Origin of the sequence: Methylobacterium sp. Leaf117, from assembly GCF_001422985.1 — a bacterium.
GTDB lineage: Bacteria > Pseudomonadota > Alphaproteobacteria > Rhizobiales > Beijerinckiaceae > Methylobacterium.
Genome location: NZ_LMNL01000001.1, coordinates 569,736 through 589,359 on the forward strand (window position 1 = coordinate 569,736; position 19,624 = coordinate 589,359).

Below are 19,624 nucleotides of genomic sequence, written 5' to 3' on the forward strand. Positions count from 1 at the left end.
GATGGCGCCTCACTTTGGCAGCCAGCCGGCGGGGGAGTGGACCTTCACCCTCACGCCGGACGTATCGGTGAACCCGTTCATCCGGAAACTCGAATGCTTCGCGCACCTGTCGGGGGAGGACCGTAGCGCCCTGTTCCGCCTGATCGCGAATGGGCGGGATTATCCGGCCCAGGCCGACATCCTCCGCGAGGGCGAGCCGGCGGACGGCATCCTTATCGTCCTCAAAGGCTTCGCCTGCCGAAACCAGTTTCGCCAGACCGGCGCGCGCCAGATCACCGCGTATCTGGTTCCGGGGGATCACTGCCATCTGGAAGCCGAACTCGTCAGCCGAATGGACCACACGGTCAGTGCGTTGTCGGCCTGCCGCATCGCCCGAATTCCCGCGGACGCCTTGCGGGCCGCGACCCGCCAGCATCCGACCCTGCGCAAGGCCCTGCGGCGGAGCGATCGAGTCGACGAGGCCACGCTGCGCGAATGGATCGTCAATATTGGGTGCCGCTCGGCCATCGAGCGCATCGCACATTTGTTCTGCGAACTGCACCTCCGACTGTCGAGCGTCGGACTCACGACCGGGATGACCTGCGAACTGCCCCTGACGCAATCCGAAATCGCGGTGACGGTCGGGCTGTCGAACGTGCACGTCAACCGCTCGCTCCAGGCCTTGCGGCGACAGCGGCTCATCGCCCTCTCGGGCAAACGGCTGACGATCCTCGATTGGACCCGCCTCACGGACCTGGCGGAGTTCAATCCGGCCTATCTGAACCTCGGCAGATCGGCCACGACATCTGAGGCGGCTTCCGCCTGAAGGACGCGGAAGCCGTGCGGGCAAGCCCCCGGGCCGGAGCCTCAGCCCCTCTGCGCGGATTGGGGATCGATGGTGCCGGTCTGGGTTTCCAGACGGTCGTCCGAGGCTTCGTCGAAGGCCTGCATCCAGGCCTCGCGATCCGGGCTTCCCTCCGCATAGGGGCAGCTTTCCCGCTGCTTGCCGTAGAGTCGGGCATTGCGGCCCTTGATGAAGGGGCTGTCGCTGGCGGTCGCGCCGTCGCTCATGTCTCGATTCCTCATCCTGTGTCCCGGCATGGGCACCCCCGCCGGGTTCCAGGGATCAACCCGGAGGCGCCGTCGCGGTTCACCGCTGCGTCGCCGGGGCAGGCAGCCGCGAGCGAATGCTGGCCGAGCGCACTCGAGGAGGAGATCCAGGCCCAGCTCAGCCTTCGCGCACGGACGCCCCGCGCAGTTCCACCGCCCGTCGCAGACTGCGCGAGAGATCCTCCACCGAGTAGGGCTTGCGCAGCAACTCGAAGCCGTGGGTCCCCTGTTCGGCGATGACGTGGCTGTAGCCGGACGCGAGCACCACCGGCAGGCCGGAGTGCCGGGCGCGGATGGCGTGGCCGAGATCGATGCCGTTCATCCCCGGCATGACCACGTCGGAGAACACCACGTCGAAGGGCGCGGGCGCTTGCCCGAGCGCCTGAAGCGCCTGCTCCGCATCGGTCACCCAGCGGGTCGCGTAACCGAGTTCCTGGAGTGCCTGGGTCGCGAAAGCCCCGACTTCGAGGTTGTCCTCGACCACCAGAACCCGCGTGCCGTGACCATCGGCCAGAGGAGCGGGTTCGGGAAGCGCCGCCTGGGTCGCCATCGCGCCGCGCACCCGCGGGAGATAGAGCGTGAAGGTGGTGCCATGGCCGAGTTCGCTCTCCACCACCACCTCGCCACCGGATTGCTTGGCGAATCCGAACACCTGGGACAGGCCGAGCCCGGTGCCTTGGCCGACGCCCTTCGTGGTGAAGAACGGCTCGAAGATCCGCTCCAGCACGTCGGGTGGAATGCCGGAGCCGGTATCGGACACCGAGACCGCCACGTAATCGCCGCGTATCCGGGGATGGGCGCGGACCGCTGGGATCGCGAGGGCACGGCTGACCCGGATTCCGAGGCGACCCTCGCCGTCCATGGCGTCGCGGGCATTGACCACCATGTTGACGAGGGCCGTGTCGAACTGGCTCGGATCGGCATCGACGAGGCAGGTGAGCGGCGCTCCGTCGGGGGCGTGGCCGGGGTCGACCTTGGTCTGGACCTGGATACGCGCCCCCGTCAGCGTCCCGACCATGTCCGCGACGGAGGCGACGCTGCGGGCGACGTCGAACACCTCCGGACTCAGGGCCTGCCGCCGGGCGAAGGCCAGAAGCTGGCCCGTCAGCTTGGCAGCGCGCGACACCGTATCGGAAATCGCGCCGATGTAGCGCTGACGCCGCTCCTCCGGCAGATCGGGCCGTTTCAAGAGATCGGTGGAGGACTTGATGACCGTCAGGAGATTGTTGAAGTCGTGAGCGACACCGCCGGTGAGCTGTCCGACCGCTTCGAGCTTCTGCGACTGTCGCAGCTGATCCTCGAGAATCTTGCGCTCGGTGACGTCGCGCCCCGCGGCGTAGAAGTGATCACCTTGCGGGATCGCATTCCAGGACACCCAGCGCACATCCCCATCCGCCGTCCGCATGCGGACGTCGAGATTGTCGAGGATGCCGCCCTCTGTCAGGCGCGCGAACGCCGCACTGGCCGCCGCAACATCGTCGGGATGAAGGAACCCATCGAAGCGGGAGCCGACCAGCGCGTCCGCCGGCCATCCCAGCATCTCGGTCCAGGCCGGATTCACGGAGCGGTAGATGCCGTCGAACCCGCAGATCACCAGGAGATCGCGGCTGGCGCGCCAGACCAGGTCGCGCTCGGTCGTGCGGTCCCGCGCCGTGGCGCGCAGGACCGTTTCCGCCTCCCGTCGCTCGGTGATGTCGTTGAACAGGATCGCGACGCGATGCTGCACCGGTTCGCCGACGCGCAGGGCGTGAACGTCGAACCAGCGACCGAGTGAGACGGCACCGCTCTCGAACCGGGCCGGCCGCCCCGTGAGCGCGACGTCGCCGTAGGTTTCGAGCCAGCGCGGCTCCAGGCCGGGAATCACGTCGCTGACCCATTCGCCGATGACGTCGCCGAGCCCGGCTTGGCGTTCGAACGCCGGATTCACTTCGAGGAACCGGTAGTCGACCGGACGACCGTCCGAATCGAACCGCATTTCGACGATGCAGAACCCTGCATCGATCGCATCGAACAGGGTCCGGTAGCGGGCCTCGCTCTCGGCGAAACGGCCCTCCTCGGTGCGGAAGCGGGTGACGTCGAGCTGACTGGCGAAGAAGTAGACCAGTTGGCCGTCCGCGTCGAAGACGGGACTGACGTAGAGTTCGTTCCGGAAGGCGCTTCCGTCGCGATGGTAGTTGACGATCTCCACCACCACGTCCCGCCGCGCCGCGATGGCGTCCCGAACGCGGGCGACCTCGGCCCGGTCGGTCCCCTCGCCCTGGAGGAAGCGACAATTGCGTCCGAGGAGTTCGTCGGCATCGTAGCCGCACAGATCCTGGAAGGCCCGATTGGCGAAGACGATCGGATTGTCGGGCTGATTGGGGTCCGTGATGATCATCGGCATGCGGGTCTTCTCCGCAGCCGTGAACAGCAGGTCCGGACTGGCGGCCGAGGTCCGCTGCCCGGAATCGGGCCTGCGGGTCATCGCGTCGCGTTGGACTCGGAGCCGGGCGATCTCGGCCTCGAGTTCTCGTTCTCTCAGGCGAAGGCGTTCGAGCGCGTCATCCATATCGGTCCGTTCTGTCCCAAACCGGCCTGCCCCAAACCGGTCTACCCCGAGCTGGGGCACCCCGGCGAAAAATCCCGCTCGTGAAGAAATGCTGGGCGCGCGCAGGAATCCGCGTCGCGCTCTGCCGGCCTTTCAGGCGCTTCGCGCTCGGTAGTTGCCTATCCGAAGCCCGCCATCCGAGAGCCCGCTATCCGAAGCTTGCCTATCCGACGTCCGGCAGGGCGTCGATGCCTTCGAACGCGTGATCGCCTGCGCCGGTTCGCTCACGCCAAGCATTTCGGAACCGGCACCGTGACGGGCGCTTTACCAGGAGCCTGTCGGTAAGCCGGCTTCCGGCCAGGAACGAAACCATCCTCGGAACGAAAGTCGGGACTGTGGATTGCGTCTGAAACCCCGGATCGCCCTGCAGCCACAGGCTATTACGGGTGGACCGTGCACAGCTCATACACCGTCGACGTCGCGAGAACCGGCGCCAGAAGACGCCGGTCACTGTTGGGAAACGATCGTTCGTGCCAAACTGCGGACCGATGCAGACGTTCGACACCTCTACGACGACCCTCCCGACCTTGCGGCGCGGGTCTCAGTTGCACGAGACCGAGCGCCGCCTGAACGCGGTGCTCAACAACGCTTCGGTGGCGATCTTCCTGATGGATGACCGCCAGCACTGCGTCTACATGAACCGCGCGGCCGAATTGCTGACCGGCTTCAGCCTGACGGAAGTGCTGGCCCGCGACTGCCCGCTGCACGACATCGTCCATCACACCTACCCGGACGGACGTCCTTTCCCGCTTGAGGAATGCGCCATCGATCGCGCCTTTCCCGAGAACAACCAGGAGCGGGGCGAGGAAGTGTTCGTGCACAAGGACGGACGCTTCTACCCCGTCGGATTCACCGCGAGCCCGATCCGCGACGACGATGCGAAAATCATCGGGACGATCATCGAGGTCCGGGACATCACCGAGGAGAAGGCCGCGGCGGAGCGCCAGCGCCTGCTCACCAACGAACTGAACCACCGGGTCAAGAACACGCTCGCCACCGTGCAGTCGATCGCTGCCCAGACCTTCCGGGGCAGGACCGACGATGCGGCCCGTCAGATGTTCGATGCCCGCATGGTGGCGCTGTCGAACACCCACAACGTTCTGACCAGCCAGAACTGGGAAGCTGCGAGCCTGCGCAGCGTCGTCGAGAGCGCCCTGGCTCCGCACGCGCTCGCCGAGGTCGATACGGCGCGGTTCGATCTCGTCGGCCCCGACACCCGCCTGCATCCCAAGGTGGCCGTGACCCTCGCCATGGCGCTGCACGAGTTGATGACCAATGCCGCCAAGTACGGTGCCCTCTCGGTGCCGGAGGGCCGTGTCGGCGTCCACTGGACGCTGGAGCGCATCGCGGGCGGCGAGCGCCTCGACCTCGCCTGGACCGAGACCGCCGGCCCCACCGTCGTGGAACCGACGCGCCGTGGGTTCGGCAGCCGCCTGATCGAACGGCAACTGCCCATGGAATTCGACGGCAGCGCGGTGATCGCCTATCCGCCGGGTGGCGTGACCTGCCACATCCGCATTCCTCTGACGGCGCTCGGCTGGCATGGACAGGATCTGGTGACCGGGCGGGCAACCCGATGACCGCCTCCCGCATGACCGATCTCGAAGGCCGGCGAGTCCTGCTCGTCGAGGATGAGAGCCTGATCGCCATGCTGGGCGAGGACATGCTGCTCGACCTCGGCTGCGAGGTCGCGGTGGCGATGCGCCTGGAAAAAGCCGTCGCGATGGCGCGCGCGACCGCGTTCGATCTCGCCATCCTCGACGTGAATCTCGGCGAGACCGTCAGCTATCCGGTGGCCGACGTGCTGTTCGCCCGCTGCATCCCTTTCATCTTCGCGACCGGCTACGGCGCCGCCGGCATCGATCCGGCCTATGGCTCCGTTCCGGTGATGCAGAAACCCTATCAGGTCGACCAGATGGCGCGGATGCTCCGGCATTTGCTCGTCTGCGAGGCGCTTCCCGCCAAGGGCGAGTCCGGGCGCGCGCTCCCCCACACCTGCACCTTCGGCGCCAAGATCACCGAACCGCACCCGATCCGGGCGGACTGACCCAGCGCCCGCTGCGGCCTTCCGTCTCCGCACCGGACGAGATCGCGCCGGACCTTTCCGAACGATCTCGCGTTCGCCTGTTGCAATGACGGGCCGGACACCAGCGCGCGGTATGCAGATTCATCTCGACGCCCTCGGTGGGGTCGCGGGCGACATGTTCGCCGCCGCCCTGCTCGATGCTTTTCCCGACCATCAAGCCGGCGTGATGGCCAGCATCGCGGCGGCTCTGCCGGCAGTGACCTGCGAACTCGTCCGCCACAATGACGGCATCCTGGCCGGTCGCCGCTTCATCGTCGCGCGCCAGGGAGCGGAACCGGTGCCGCCGCCCGGACCGATCCATCGGCATCCGGCGCATGATCATGACCACCAGCACGATCACCAGCACGATCACCAGCACGATCACCAGCACGATTCTTGGCATGCTACCGAACCCGCCACGCACGGCCACCGGCACTGGTCGCAGATCCGCGCCGCGCTCCAGGACTCCGCGCTGGAGCCGATGGTCTGCGAACATGCGATCGGCATCTTCGCCCGCCTGGCCGAGGCCGAGGCGCGAGTTCATGGCATCGCGGTCGAGGACGTGGCCTTCCACGAGGTCGGGGCCTGGGATTCCATCGCCGACATCGTGGCGGCCGCTCATCTGATCGGCGCCCTCGGCGCGGAGGCCTGGAGCGTCTCCGCCTTGCCGCTTGGCTCGGGCCGGGTCAGGACCCAGCACGGACCGCTGCCCGTTCCGGCCCCCGCCACCAGCCTCCTGCTCGAAGGTTTCGAGACCCTCGACGACGGTGTGCCGGGTGAGCGCGTTACGCCGACAGGCGCGGCCATCCTGGCCTATCTGCGGGCCATCGCGCCGGCCCCGGCGGCCATGCCCCGGACCCTTCAAGGGTCCGGCATCGGCTTCGGCACCAGGGTTCTGCCCGGCCTCAGCAACTGCCTGCGGGTGCTGGTCTACGCGACACGCACGACACCCGCCGGCAGCCCGCATCGCGACCTCGGGGTGATCGAGTTTGAGGTCGACGACCAGTCGGCGGAAGACCTCGCCATGGGGCTCGACCGGCTGCGCGATCACCCCGACATCTTCGACGTCGTCCAGATGCCGGTCTTCGGCAAGAAGGGACGGATGATGACCCATATCCGGGCGCTCGCGCGCGCCAGCGCCCTCGACGGGGCGATCGAGGCCTGCTTCCGGGAGACGACCACGATCGGGCTGCGCCACCGGGTCGTCTCGGGCGCCGCCCTGCCGCGCCGGATGCGCACCGTAACGGTCGCCGAGAGGCCGGTGCGGGTTAAGATCGTCGATCGCCCGGGCGGGCGCACCGCCAAGGCCGAGGCCGATGATGCCGTGGCGCATGAGAGCCATTCGGTCCGGGCCGGCCTGCGACGGGCCGCGGAGGAGGCTGCCCTGCGCGACGATGCGGAAGCGGGAGGCGACGCATGAGCATGGAGCAAGACCGCCTGCACCGCGTCCTGGCGGAGATCGGCCCCCTGGCGGTCGCGGTCAGCGGCGGCGTCGACAGCCTGACCCTGGCGGCCTCGGCTCATCGCCGCCTCGGCCGGGACCGGGCGCTGATGGTGCATGCCGCCTCGCCGGCCGTCCCGTCCGAGGCGACCCGGCGGGTGCGGTCGGAGGCGGAGCGCCTGGGCTGGTCCCTGCGCGTGGTCGAGGCCGGCGAATTCGCCGACCCGCAGTACCGGGCCAACCCGGTCAACCGCTGCTTCTTCTGCAAGACCAACCTGTACGGCACCATCCGCCAAGTCACCGACCGGACCATGGTGTCGGGCGCCAATCTCGACGATCTCGGCGAGTACCGCCCCGGCCTCGACGCCGCTCGCGAGCACGGCGTGCGCCATCCCTATGTGGAAGCCGGACTCGACAAGGCGGCGGTGCGGGCCCTGGCCCGGAACCTCGGCCTCGGCTCCGTGGCGGATCTTCCGTCCGCGCCCTGCCTGTCGAGCCGGGTCGAGACCGGCATCCGCATCGAACCCGAGACCCTCGCCTTCATCCACGCCGTCGAGAATCTGGTATCGCGCACGCTCGGGGCCGGATTGGGCGCCCGGCGCGCCGTGCGCTGCCGGGTCCGCGCCGCCGGCATCGTGGTCGAACTCGATCCCGACAGCCTCGCGGCCCTCGACACGCCGCACCAGACTCTGCTGGCCGAGCGCATCCAGGCCGAGGCTCCCACGAGCCTGCCCCAGGCGCCGGTCCGCTTCACCGCCTATCGCACCGGCAGCGCCTTCCTGACGGGAGCCACGCCATGAGCGCCACCGACAGTATCTCGGACGAATTCGTCCTCGATTTCGCCCGGCCGGAGCGGATCGGGTTGGAGGAAGCGATCTACGCCGCCGGCAAGTCGCCGGCCCAGATCGACGCCGTCCTGGCGGCGGCCGGCGCGCGCGGCGCTTCGCTGCTGCTGACCCGGCTCGACGCCGACAAGCATGCGGCCCTGGCGGAGGAGCACCGGACCCGGATCGACTACTGCGCCGTTTCGCGCACGGCCATCTTCGGCCGGAAGCGGGCGCTCTCCGGGCCGGCGCGGATCGGCATCGTGGCGGCCGGAACCTCGGACATTCCGGTGGCGCGCGAGGCCGAGCGCACCCTGGCGTACCAGGGCGAGGCGACCACCCTGTTCGCCGATGTGGGGGTGGCTGGCCTGTGGCGCCTGACGCGCAGGCTGGACGAGATCCGGGCCCACCCGATCCTGATCGTCGCCGCCGGCATGGATGCCGCCCTGCCGAGCGTCGTCGGCGGCCTCGTCGCCAGTGCGCTGATCGCGGTTCCGACCTCCGTTGGCTACGGCGTCGCCGAGGGCGGGCGCACGGCTCTCGATGCGATCCTGGCGAGCTGCGCGCCCGGCATCACGGTGGTCAATATCGACAACGGTTACGGCGCCGCCTGCGCCGCCCTGCGTCTGCTCCAGGCGGCCCGCGCGCTGGCCGACGCATCGTCCACCGAAGCGGCGGAGGCCTGACATGACATCTCACGCCCGCCCTATCGCCATCCCCCGATCCGGAGAGCAAACATGGAACGCCGCAGTTTCCTACAGGGCGCCGCTGCCGGCGCCGGCCTCGCCGCCACCAGCAGCGCCGGTGCGGCCGTGACCGCGCCCGGCCTGCCGAACACCCGGCCGAAGGACCCGGCCGACCTGCCCCTGATCACCGATCCGGGCGAGCGCCGCGGCGAGATGCTGTACCGCTCCTTCGGGCGCCACGCCGAGAAGATCTCGGCGATCGGCATGGGTGGCTTCCACCTCGGCAAGAACGCGGTCTCGGACGACGAGGCCACCCGCCTGATCCATGCCGGCATCGATCGCGGCATCACCTTCATGGACAATTGCTGGGACTACAACGGCGGCCGCTCGGAACTGCGCATGGGCGTCGCCCTGGCGCAGGGCGGGTACCGCGACAAGGTGTTCCTGATGTCCAAGATGGACGGGCGCACCAAGCAGGAAGCGATGCGCCAGATCGACGAATCCCTCAAGCGCCTGCGCACCGACCGCATCGATCTCGTCCAGCATCACGAGATCCTGCGCTACGACGATCCCGACCGGGTCTTCGCCGAGGGCGGCGCCATGGAAGCCTTCGTCGAGGCGAAGAAGGCCGGCAAGCTGCGCTACATCGGCTTCACCGGCCACAAGGACCCGCGCATCCACCTGCAGATGCTCGAAGTCGCCGAGGAGCGCGGCTTCCACTTCGATTCCGTGCAGATGCCCCTCAATGTGATGGACGCCCATTTCCGCTCGTTCGGGCACCTCGTGCTGCCCTATCTCGTGCAAGCCGGCATCGCGGCGCTCGGGATGAAGACCTTCGGCGACGGGGTCATCCTGAAGAGCGACGCGCCGATCAAGCCGCTCGAATACCTGCACTTCTGCCTCAACCTGCCCACCACCGTGGTCATCACCGGGATCGAGAACCAGCGCGACCTCGACCAGGCGTTCGAGGCGGTCAAAACCTTCAAGCCGATGGACCGGGCGACGGTTGCCGAACTCCTGGCACGCAGCAAGCCCTATGCGCTTCAGGGCAAGTACGAGCTGTTCAAGACCAGCGCGACCTTCGACGGCACGGCCAAGAACGCGGCTTGGCTCGGCGAGGACGTGGAGAGCGTGCAGAAGCTGGCGCCCACGATGGAGTGAGACCGGACGGCCTGATCGCGGCGGTGATGTCCGTTCCGGCCGAAGACCTTCCTCCCAGGTTCCCGGCAGCACCCCGTCATCCCGGAGCCGCGCAGCGGTGTCCGGGATGACGGGGTGCATGGCTATCCACTGTCGGCGATTCTGGATTGCACGCCGCGGGCGCGCCCCTTCGGGTCCGGGGCTCGCCTTCGTCGCCCCGGGATGACGGCGTGCTGCCTGAGTCCGGGCGGGGATGGGCGGGAGGGATCGCAATCGTCAGCGTGCAGGCGCCCATTCCTCCGACGTTTCCCGAAGGGCGAGCGCAGGCGGGACTCAGCCTTCCTTGAAGCCGTAATCCGGCACGCCTTCGTCGTTGCCATAGTATTTGTAGGGCAGGAACTTGCCCGAGAGGTTCATCTTGACCCGGTCGCCCTTGTTGTTGGGCTCGCGTTCCATGGTCATGTTGAAGTCGATGGCCGACATGATGCCGTCGCCGAACTCCTCCTGGATCAGTTCTTTCCAGGTCGTGCCGTAGACCATCACCAGTTCGTAGAAGCGGTAGATCAGCGGATCGGTCGGCGGCATCTGGGCAATCGAGCCGCGATAGGGCGCCTCGTTCAACATGCGCTCCTCGGCCTGGGACAGGCCGAACAGGGCGGCGGCCTTGGCGGCCTGGGCCTTGGGCAGTTTCATCTGGCCCATGCAGGCGGCGGTGATCAGGATCGGCGAGATGCCGCCGATCTCGTCCTGGATGTGCTTCCAGGTCCAGCCCTTCTCGCGCTTGATGTCGAGGAGCTTCTCGGTCAGGTCTTCGCGCTTCATGGATCGTCTCCGTGGCGGTTTGGAAAGAGGGAAGTCAGGCCCGCAGGGCCGGGGCCGCATCCGCCGACAGGGCGGCGGCATCGGCCTCGGTGAGCGCGGGGCGGATCACCGGCGGATGGCGCGGGTCGTAGCCGGCCGGCATCGCATCCCGCAGGGTCTTCGAGCGGGTGACCAGGAAGTCCATCAGGTGATTGCGCAGGGCGTAATAGCCCGGCGCGTGGTGCAGGTTGGCCCGGTCGCGCACCTTCGGCAGCGGGTTCTCGACGATCTCCGCCACCTTGGCCTGGGGTCCGTTGGTCATCAGCACGATGCGGTCGGCGAGATAGATCGCCTCGTCGACGTCGTGGGTGATCATGAAGACGGTCTGGCCGGTCTCGGTGCAGATGCGGCGGACCTCGTCCTGAAGCGTGCCCCGGGTGAGCGCATCCAGTGCCGAGAACGGCTCGTCCATGAGCAGGATCTTGGGCGCGATGGCGAGCGCCCGGGCGATCCCGACGCGCTGCTTCATGCCCCCCGACAATTCGGACGGGCGCTTGTGCTCGGACCCGGCGAGACCCACCGTCGCGATGGCGGTTTCCGCACGGGCTCGCACCTCGGCGCGGGTGGCCTTGCGCCAGCGCGACGACACCGCGTAGGCGACGTTGCCCAGAACCGTGCGCCAGGGCAGAAGTGCGTGGCCCTGGAAGATCACCGCCCGATCGAGGCTGGTGCCCTCGATGGCCTGCCCGTCGGCGATGACGACGCCCTCGCTCGGCGCTTCCAGCCCGGCCAGGATGTTGAGCACCGTGGTCTTGCCGCAGCCGGAATGGCCGATCATGCAGACGAACTCGCCCCGCCGCATCGGCAGCCACAGGTTCTCGAACACCGTGGTGCTCTTGCCTCCCGGCGCGGGATAGCGCCGGGCGATGCCCTCGATCGAGATGAACTTTTCGGACCCTGACGAGGGAGACGGCGAGGTCTGCGAGGACACGCGGGCGTCTCCGGGGCTGGGTGCAGTGCGGAAGCGAAGGAGCGTGGCCATGGCGCTCACTCCGGGAAGGTGACGAGGCGTTGCGCCCGCGCCAGCACCTGGTCGAGGATCATGCCGACGAGGCCGATGACCAGGATCGAGGTGATCACGTTGGTGATCGAGAGGTTGTTCCACTCGTTCCAGACGAAGTAGCCGATGCCGGTGCCGCCCACGAGCATCTCGGCCGCCACGATGACGAGCCAAGCGATGCCGATGGAGATGCGCATGCCCGTGAGGATGGTGGGCGCCGCCGCCGGCAGGATCACGGTGACGGCCCGGCGGAACGGCCCGACCTCCAGGGTGCGGGCGACGTTGAGCCATTCCTTGCGCGTGCCGGCCACCCCGAAGGCGGTGTTGATCAGCATCGGCCAGAGCGAGCAGATGAAGATCACGAAGATAGCCGAGAGCCCGGAATCCTTGATCGTGTAGAGGGCGAGCGGCATCCACGCCAAGGGCGAGACGGGCTTCAGGAGTTGGATGAAGGGATCGAGCGCCCGCCCCATCAGGGGCGACATGCCGATGAGGAAGCCGATCGGGATCGCCACGATCACCGCGAGGCCGTATCCGAGCGCCACCCGGCCGATGGAATAGGCGAGCTGGATGCCGAGCCCTTTGTCGTTCGGCCCCCGGTCGTAGAACGGGTCCCGCAGGTGCTTCCACATCGTCGCCCCGACATCGAGCGGCCCCGGCATGGCCGATTTGCCGGTCGTGGCGCTGGCGCCCATCAGGGCGGCGTATTCCGGGTCCATCGCCTCGGTCTTGCCCGTGCCGCTGACCGCGATCTGCCAGGTCAGCAGGAAGGCCAGCAGCAGGGCGAGCGAGACGAGGCCGGCGCGAACGGAGAGGCTTGGGGCCATGACTCAGCCCGCCCGCCGAATCTTGAAGGATTCGAGATATTCCTTCGGCTTGGCCGGATCGAAGGTCTTGCCCATGACCACGAAGCTCTTGGTGGTGGTCTCCGGCGGTGTCAGGCCGTTCTGCTTCATCAGCCTCGCGGCATCGGTGGCCAGATAGACCTTGGCGGCCACGGCCTGGTAATCGACCTCGCCTTTGATCTGCCCCCAGCGCTGCATCTGGGTCATGATCCAGACCGCGAAGGACTGCCACGGGAAGGCATCGAAATCGACGCGATCGGGCACCTTGCGCACGGCGCCGAGGCCGTCCGCGAAGGTGCCGGTGAGGACCTGTTCCACCACCGTGACCGGCTGGTTCAGGTAGTTGGCCGGCGCGATCTGGGCGGCGATCTCCTTCCGGTTCTCGGGCTTCGAGGCGTAGGTCGTGGCCTCGATGATGGCCCGCAGCAGGGCCGCGTAGGTGTTCGGCGTCTGGGTGATGAAATCCTGCGAGGCCGCGAAGGCGCAGCACGGATGCCGATCCCAGATGTCCTTCGACAGGATGTGGATGAAGCCGACGCCGTCATAGACCGCGCGCTGGTTGACCGGGTCCGGAGCCAGGAAGCCGTCGATGTTGTCGGCGCGCAGGTTCGCGACCATGTCGGGCGGCGGTACGGCGCGGATCTGCACGTCGGTGTCGGGGTCGATGCCGGCTTCCGCGAGGTAGTAGCGCAGCAGGTAGTTGTGCATCGAGTAGTCGAACGGCACCGCGAGCTTAAAGCCCTTCCAGTCCTTCGGGTCGCGCCGGTCCTTGTGCTTCATGGCAAGCGTGATGGCCTGTCCATTGACGTTCTCCACCGCCGGCATGGTGTAGGGCTGCGGATTCGAACCGACGCCCAGCGAGATCGCGATCGGCATCGGCGCCAGCATGTGAGCGGCGTCGTATTCGCGGTTCAGGGTCTTGTCGCGGATCACCGCCCAGCCGGCGGTCTTCACCACATCGACGTTGAGACCCTGCTTCTCGTAGAAGCCCATGGGCTTCGCCATGATGATCGGCGTCGCGCAGGTGATCGGGATGAAGCCGATTTTCAGGTCCGTCTTCTCGGGCTTGGCGCCCTCGGCGAAGGCCTCGGCGATCAGGCGGGTCGGCAGGAACTGGCTGACAGCCGCCAGGGCGGTCGCCGCCCCAACGCTGCGCAGGAACGCCCGCCGCTCGGCGTCGTGCGGAAACAGCGCCCGCATCACCGTCCCGTCGACGACACGCTGAATGGCCGCGTCGCCCACCGGCTGGGCCGCATCGTGTTCACCTTGCGAGCGGTGCGCACCACATGAGCAGCCGCCCCGGCCAAGCCGCCGGGAGGCGTCGAAAGGATTGTCGAACAGGGCCATAGCTGCCTCGCCGCTGAGAAGTACACCCTACTCCGCAACCCCCGTGCCAGGATCAGAAAAGAACTTTCTCTGAACTTTCACATAGGCTTAGGTCGATCCGATCTTGATACGAGATTTCGTGTTTTACGAGATCTCGTGGTTTTACAACGAAATCTCGTCGTGAGATAAGGCTTCATGCTTTCCGTTCCGGCACCGCTCGATCTCGGCCTCGCCTTCCGCGAAAGCCGTGAGCCGATGCTGGTGCTCGACCCGGATCAGGATCGGGTCGTCGAGGCCAACCCGGCGGCCGCCGATCTGCTGGGCTATGATTCTGCCGTGCTGCGGGGGATGCCGGCGAGCGTCCTTCATCCCGGCCAGCTGCCGACGCTGATCGTCTTCACCCAGGCGGTCCAGGCAAAGGGCCGGTGGTGGACCCACGCGCTGACTCCGCGCCACGGCGAGGGCAAAACCCTGCGGCTCGAATATGCGGGTTCGCTTCTTCTCAGCCACGCGCCGCTGATGCTGGTGACCCTGGCCGATCTCGATGCCCGCCGCCGGCGTCAGGTGGACGCCCAGGCGGATGCCCACATGCGGGCCGGCCTATCCGAATGGCAGCGGATGGAGCGGATCTTCCGCGATCTCGAGCGCGAGAACCAGCTCATCCTGCGGGCAGCCGGGGAGGGCATCTACGGCGTCAACGCGGACGGGGTGACCACCTTCGTCAATCCGGCCGCCGAGCGGATGCTGGGCTGGTCCGCCGCCGACCTCGTCGGGCGGGACATGCATGCCACGGTGCATCACACCCACCCGAACGGCGCGCATTATCACCACCATGATTGCCCGATCTACGCGGCGTTTCGCGACGGCGCCGTGCACCAGGTCGACACGGAGGTGTTCTGGCGCCGTGACGGACGCGCGTTCCCCGTGGAATACACATCGACACCGATCCGCGATCGGGGCCGCCTTCTCGGCGCGGTGATCGTCTTCCGCGACATAGGCCCCCGCCGCGAAGCCGACGAGCGCCTGCGCCAGGCCCTCGCCGAAGTCGATTCCCTGCGTGAGCGCCTGGAGCTCGAAAACGCCTACCTGAAGGAAGAAATCCGGCTCGAAAGCCATCACCAGGGCATCATCGGGCGATCTCCGGCCATCGAGGCGACTCTGCGCCAGATCGATGTGGTGGCCGGCACCGACGCAACCGTCTTGGTCACCGGCGAATCCGGCACCGGCAAAGAACTGATCGCCCGGGCGATCCACGAAGCCAGCCGTCGCTCCGACCGCCCCCTGATTCGGGTCAATTGCGCCGCCGTGCCGCGCGAATTGTTCGAGAGCGAATTCTTTGGCCATGCCCGAGGTGCCTTCACGGGTGCTGTCCGCGACCGGGTTGGCCGTTTTGAATTGGCGGATGGCGGCACGCTCTTCCTTGATGAGGTCGGCGAAATCCCCATCGATCTTCAGGGAAAGCTTCTCCGGGTCCTGCAAGAGCGCTCGTTCGAGCGGATCGGCGAGGAGCGGACCCGGGCCGTCGATGTCCGGCTGATCGCCGCCACCAATCGAGACTTGCGGGACGAGGTACGCCGGGGACGGTTTCGTGAAGATCTGTATTTTCGCCTCAACGTCTTTCCGATTGCGGCGAGCCCCTTACGCGAACGACCGGAGGACATTCCCCTGATTGCACAGCACTTTCTGAAGGGCGCATCCCGACGCCTCAACATCGCGGAACCGCGCCTGACGGAAGGCGACGCGCGCCGGCTCAGCCGCTACGCCTGGCCGGGCAACGTGCGCGAACTGGAGAACGTCATCGAGCGCGGCGCGATCCTCGCCGTCCGCGGACGCCTGCATCTGGACCTGCCGGAGATCGACGCGCCCCCCCGCCATCGTGAGCTGGCTCCGGCCGAGCCCGCGCTTGCCGTCCCAACGGAGACCGAACGGCGCGCTCGTGACCGGGCCGAGATCGAGGCGGCCCTGGTGCTCACCGGTGGCAAGATCTTCGGACAGGGAGGCGCCGCCGAGATGCTCGGTCTGCGCCCGACAACGCTCGCCTCCCGCATCAAAGCCCTGGGCATCAATCGTCGCGACCTGCTCAATCACCGGTGACGATTCACCCCGCGCCTGTCCCAAACAGCTTCTTGGGGAGCGATTGCAACTGGGCAGCCCGTGCAGGCGGTTGCCTGTCAGGCTTCCTGTGTCTCCCAGAGTCGGTCGCGGAACGCGATCGGAACGCCTTGGCACACAAGTATCGGCCGCGGTCTTCGTCAAGCGAGGTCGCGATGCTCGGCGATGCCAAATTGGAGATACTGTGCGAGCGGATCGACTCCCGCTGCCGCCACATCCGGGTTCGCGGCAAGATAGGCCTTCGTGTTGAAGAGAGCCGAGGGATTGCGCCCCTCCTTCCAGCCGAACCGATCGTAGTGAGCGAGGGTATTGGTACCAGCGGCGGCCACGTCCGGATTCGCGGTGAGATAGCCGGAGGTCGAATACAGCGGGTTGGGATCGCGCCCTTCGCGCCAGCCGAACTCGGCGTAATGCTGACCCGGATCCACCTGCGCCTATCAGACATCGCGGTTCATGGCGAAGCAGAACAGGTCATCCACGAGGGGAGGGCCTGAGGATTTGTTGATCGTACCGTCGCTGAAGTTCAGCCGCTCGATGCCGGTGACATCGTGGACCGCGGTACCGAAGCGGCCAGCCTCCTGTGCGCATGGAGTGCCGGAACGCGTGCGCGGGATGAAGCTCGAGCCTCAGAGTGACCATGGCCAGCAAGACGCGATGTTCCGCTCCGGCGCGGCCAAGATCGTTCGTGGACAAGATCGTCCGCAACCAAGATACTTCCCGCGCCGAAGTGCGCCAAAGCGCGTCTTCCTCGTCGATCAGCGAGACGCGGCCGGGAACGAGCCGATCCGAACAGTGCCGCCGATCGCCCCGTCAACCGGAGCTTGGGCCAGCAGGCCAAGCTTCGGACGAGGACCAGAGCCGCTTCCTGAAACATTGGCTGGGGCGCCAGGATTCGAACCTGGGAATGGCGGTACCAAAAACCGCTGCCTTACCACTTGGCGACGCCCCATCGCGCTCGGCGGAGGTGTGTCTAGACGCAGTGCCGGGTGCTGGCAACAGGGAGGGAAGGCGCTTTATGGTCGTTCGTCGCTTAGCGGAGGGTCGGAGCATGGGCGGGCGGATCGCGATCGTGACGGGAGCCGGCTCAGGAATCGGACGGGTGGTAGCCCTGGGCCTCGCGGAAGCCGGGTTTCATTTGGTCTTGGCCGGCCGCCGCCGCGCCCCCTTGGAGGAGGTTGCCGGCTTGGCTGAGACGTGCGGGGTCTCCGCCAAAGCTGTTGAGACCGATGTGGCTGATGCGGCTTCCGTGGCGCAGCTGTTTGCGCGGGTGTCCGCACGGTTCGGTCGCCTCGACCTGCTGTTCAACAACGCGGGCGTGTTCACCCCGGGGGCGGCCATCGACGCGGTCACCCTCGACGATTGGCGGCGGTCGGTGGACGTGAACCTCACCGGAGCCTTCCTGTGCACGCAGGCGGCGTTCCGGATGATGAAGGCGCAGGCACCACGGGGCGGGCGCATCATCAACAATGGCTCGATCGCCGCACAGGTGCCGCGCCCCCATTCGGCGCCCTATGCGGCCACCAAGCACGCGATCACCGGCCTGACCAAGGCGACCGCCCTGGACGGGCGCCCGTACGACATCGCCTGCGGGCAGATCGATATCGGCAATGCCGAGACGGAGATGACGGCTGGCATCGCCCTCGGTGCACGGCAGGCGGATGGAAGCATTCGCGCGGAGCCGGTCATGGATGCCCGGCACGTGGCCGACGCGGTGGTATACATGGCCGGGCTTCCGCTTTCCGCCAACGTCCCGTTCCTTACCGTGGTCGCCACCAACATGCCCTATCTCGGGCGCGGCTGAGTTTTGCGCATCGCGCTCGAAACGCCTACAGAACAGCCCTTCTTCGCTTAGACGTCGCGAACGCAGCGACGCCGCGCGCGGACCCGGAAATTATTGCCCGCCATGCTGATGCAGACCGAGACCAAAGCTCCGGAGACGAAGGCCGATCCGGTGGCCCGGCGCCGCACCTTCGCGATCATCTCGCACCCGGATGCCGGCAAGACCACGCTCACCGAAAAGCTGCTGCTGTTCGGCGGCGCGATCCAGCTCGCCGGCGAGGTCAAGGCGAAGCGCAACCGCGTGTCGACCCGCTCGGACTGGATGGGCATCGAGAAGGAGCGCGGCATCTCCGTGGTCACCTCGGTGATGACCTTCGAGTACGGCGACTGCGTCTTCAATCTCCTCGACACTCCAGGCCACGAAGACTTCTCGGAGGACACCTATCGCACCCTGACGGCGGTCGACTCCGCCGTGATGGTCATCGACGCCGCGAAGGGCATCGAGGCGCGCACGCGCAAACTGTTCGAGGTCTGCCGGCTGCGCGATATCCCGATCGTCACCTTCATCAACAAGCTCGACCGGGAAGCGCGGGACCCGTTCGAGCTTCTTGACGAGATCGAGAAGGTGCTGGCGCTCGACGTGGCACCGGTGACCTGGCCGATCGGCCGCGGACGCAGCTTCGCCGGCACCTACGACCTGGGCAACGGTCGGGTCCGCCGCCTGGACGCGGCCGACGACGCCGGCACCGTGGCGGTGACGGGCGTTGACGATCCGCTGTTCGACCAGCTGTTGACGGAGAACGGCGAGGCCGCGACCTGGCGCGAAGAGGCGGAGCTTGCCGAAACCGGACTGAAGCGATTCGATCTGGCGGCGTTCCGCGAGGGCCATCTGACGCCGGTGTTCTTCGGCTCGGCCCTTCGGAACTTCGGCGTACGCGATCTCATCGACGGGCTTGCTCGCTTCGCGCCGCCGCCACGCGGGCAGGATGCCGACAAGCGCCTCGTGGAGCCGACCGAACCGAAGATGACCGGCTTCGTCTTCAAGATCCAGGCGAACATGGATCCGAACCATCGCGACCGGATCGCCTTCATGCGCGTGTGCTCGGGCCGCCTGAACCGGGGCATGAAGGCGAAGCTGGTGCGCACCGGCAAGCCGATGTCGCTCTCCGCCCCGCAATTCTTCTTCGCCCAGGACCGGGCCATCGCCGACGAGGCCTTCGCGGGCGATGTCGTCGGCATCCCCAACCACGGAACGCTGCGAATCGGCGATACCCTGACGGAAGGCGAGGAGATCGTGTTCCGCGGCGTGCCGAGCTTCGCGCCGGAGATCCTGCGCCGGATCAAGCTGACCGATGCCATGAAGGCCAAGAAGCTGAAGGAAGCTCTCCAGCAGATGGGCGAGGAGGGCGTCGTTCAGGTCTTCCGACCGCATGACGGCTCCCAGGCCATCGTCGGGGTCGTCGGCGCCCTGCAGCTCGACGTGCTGAAGGAGCGGCTCCAGGCCGAGTACGGCCTGCCGATCGACTACGAACCGACACGCTTCTCGATCTGCCGCTGGATCACCGCCGAGACAGAGCCAACGCTCGACAAGTTCATCGGCAGCCACGGGTCCGCCATGGCGAGCGATCTCGACGGCGCTCCGGTCTTCATGGCGACCACGGCCTTCTCCCTGCGCTACGAGGAGGAGCGCGCGCCGGACATTCGCTTCAGCGACATCAAGGATTATCAGAAGCGGGCAGCCTAAGGTCAAGCTTTCGCGGACCATGACAAGTGCTGCGAAATTGTTTCTCCTGCATGATCTGGGTGGAGACAGGTTTTCACAAATCGGATACCCTTCCGGGTCTTCGCTCTCGGCGCCTTCACGCACGA

17 protein-coding genes and 1 tRNA gene are annotated in these 19,624 nt (G+C 67.2%); 10 read left to right on the forward strand and 8 right to left on the reverse strand.

Going from position 1 to position 19,624, the window contains the following annotated elements; genetic code table 11:
• Position 1 precedes the first annotated feature (1 nt).
• A complete protein-coding gene (locus tag ASF57_RS02550) occupies positions 2-805 on the forward strand; it encodes a Crp/Fnr family transcriptional regulator (RefSeq protein ID WP_082503631.1) in 804 nt (267 codons plus the stop codon).
• A 41-nt stretch (positions 806-846) separates the two neighbouring features.
• Here ASF57_RS02550 and ASF57_RS02555 read toward each other — a convergent pair whose 3' ends face one another.
• Together ASF57_RS02555 and ASF57_RS02560 are read right to left on the reverse strand one after the other, a co-directional pair.
• The gene (locus ASF57_RS02555; protein WP_056479595.1) at positions 847-1,050 is read right to left on the reverse strand and encodes an Rmf/CrpP family protein; all 204 of its coding nucleotides are present in this window, start codon (positions 1,048-1,050) and stop codon (positions 847-849) included.
• A gap of 157 nt (positions 1,051-1,207) precedes the next feature.
• A complete protein-coding gene (locus tag ASF57_RS02560; RefSeq protein WP_056479596.1) occupies positions 1,208-3,637 on the reverse strand; it encodes a PAS domain S-box protein in 2,430 nt (809 codons plus the stop codon).
• Between the two features lie 527 nt (positions 3,638-4,164).
• Here ASF57_RS02560 and ASF57_RS02565 point away from each other — a divergent pair.
• From ASF57_RS02565 to ASF57_RS02590, 6 genes are all read left to right on the forward strand, one after another.
• The gene (locus tag ASF57_RS02565) at positions 4,165-5,256 is read left to right on the forward strand and encodes an HWE histidine kinase domain-containing protein (protein ID WP_056479598.1); all 1,092 of its coding nucleotides are present in this window, start codon (positions 4,165-4,167) and stop codon (positions 5,254-5,256) included.
• A gap of 11 nt (positions 5,257-5,267) precedes the next feature.
• On the forward strand, positions 5,268-5,723 hold the full coding sequence (locus ASF57_RS02570) for a response regulator (protein ID WP_056480206.1): 456 nt from the start codon (positions 5,268-5,270) through the stop codon (positions 5,721-5,723).
• Between the two features lie 112 nt (positions 5,724-5,835).
• Positions 5,836-7,161 (forward strand): LarC family nickel insertion protein, encoded by a 1,326-nt coding sequence (locus ASF57_RS02575; RefSeq protein ID WP_056479600.1) that lies wholly within the window; start codon positions 5,836-5,838, stop codon positions 7,159-7,161.
• 2 nt (positions 7,162-7,163) lie between these two features.
• Entirely contained in the window at positions 7,164-7,982 is an 819-nt protein-coding gene (locus ASF57_RS02580; RefSeq protein ID WP_056479602.1) for a hypothetical protein, read from the forward strand.
• Positions 7,979-8,692 (forward strand): nickel pincer cofactor biosynthesis protein LarB, encoded by a 714-nt coding sequence (gene larB / locus ASF57_RS02585; protein ID WP_056479606.1) that lies wholly within the window; start codon positions 7,979-7,981, stop codon positions 8,690-8,692. Before ASF57_RS02580 ends, larB begins: the two co-directional genes overlap by 4 nt.
• 51 nt (positions 8,693-8,743) lie before the next feature.
• Positions 8,744-9,853, forward strand: a complete 1,110-nt coding sequence (locus ASF57_RS02590) for an aldo/keto reductase (protein ID WP_056479609.1) — start codon at positions 8,744-8,746, stop codon at positions 9,851-9,853.
• 312 nt (positions 9,854-10,165) lie between these two features.
• On the opposite strand, the gene cynS is transcribed toward ASF57_RS02590, so the two are convergent.
• From cynS to ASF57_RS02610, 4 genes are read right to left on the reverse strand one after another with little or no spacing between them, the layout of a single operon-like run.
• Positions 10,166-10,654 (reverse strand): cyanase, encoded by a 489-nt coding sequence (gene cynS, locus ASF57_RS02595; RefSeq protein ID WP_056186303.1) that lies wholly within the window; start codon positions 10,652-10,654, stop codon positions 10,166-10,168.
• Positions 10,655-10,688: 34 nt separating this feature from the next.
• A complete protein-coding gene (locus ASF57_RS02600; RefSeq protein ID WP_056479612.1) occupies positions 10,689-11,675 on the reverse strand; it encodes an ABC transporter ATP-binding protein in 987 nt (328 codons plus the stop codon).
• A 5-nt stretch (positions 11,676-11,680) separates the two neighbouring features.
• Positions 11,681-12,520 (reverse strand): nitrate ABC transporter permease, encoded by an 840-nt coding sequence (gene ntrB / locus ASF57_RS02605; protein ID WP_056186297.1) that lies wholly within the window; start codon positions 12,518-12,520, stop codon positions 11,681-11,683.
• 3 nt (positions 12,521-12,523) lie between these two features.
• Positions 12,524-13,885, reverse strand: a complete 1,362-nt coding sequence (locus tag ASF57_RS02610) for a CmpA/NrtA family ABC transporter substrate-binding protein (protein WP_056479615.1) — start codon at positions 13,883-13,885, stop codon at positions 12,524-12,526.
• A gap of 174 nt (positions 13,886-14,059) precedes the next feature.
• Here ASF57_RS02610 and ASF57_RS02615 point away from each other — a divergent pair, with 174 nt between their 5' ends.
• Entirely contained in the window at positions 14,060-15,958 is a 1,899-nt protein-coding gene (locus tag ASF57_RS02615; protein ID WP_056479618.1) for a sigma 54-interacting transcriptional regulator, read from the forward strand.
• Between the two features lie 158 nt (positions 15,959-16,116).
• Here the strand turns inward: ASF57_RS02615 and ASF57_RS02620 are convergent, their stop codons facing one another.
• Both ASF57_RS02620 and ASF57_RS02625 read right to left on the reverse strand, forming a co-directional pair.
• Positions 16,117-16,404: a hypothetical protein gene (locus tag ASF57_RS02620; protein ID WP_056479626.1), complete on the reverse strand. Its 288-nt coding sequence runs from the start codon at positions 16,402-16,404 to the stop codon at positions 16,117-16,119.
• Between the two features lie 446 nt (positions 16,405-16,850).
• Positions 16,851-16,925, reverse strand: a tRNA-Gln gene (locus tag ASF57_RS02625).
• A gap of 99 nt (positions 16,926-17,024) precedes the next feature.
• Here ASF57_RS02625 and ASF57_RS02630 point away from each other — a divergent pair.
• The gene (locus ASF57_RS02630; protein WP_056479631.1) at positions 17,025-17,777 is read left to right on the forward strand and encodes an SDR family oxidoreductase; all 753 of its coding nucleotides are present in this window, start codon (positions 17,025-17,027) and stop codon (positions 17,775-17,777) included.
• A gap of 102 nt (positions 17,778-17,879) precedes the next feature.
• On the forward strand, positions 17,880-19,499 hold the full coding sequence (locus ASF57_RS02635) for a peptide chain release factor 3 (protein WP_056479634.1): 1,620 nt from the start codon (positions 17,880-17,882) through the stop codon (positions 19,497-19,499).
• Positions 19,500-19,624: the final 125 nt, after the last annotated feature.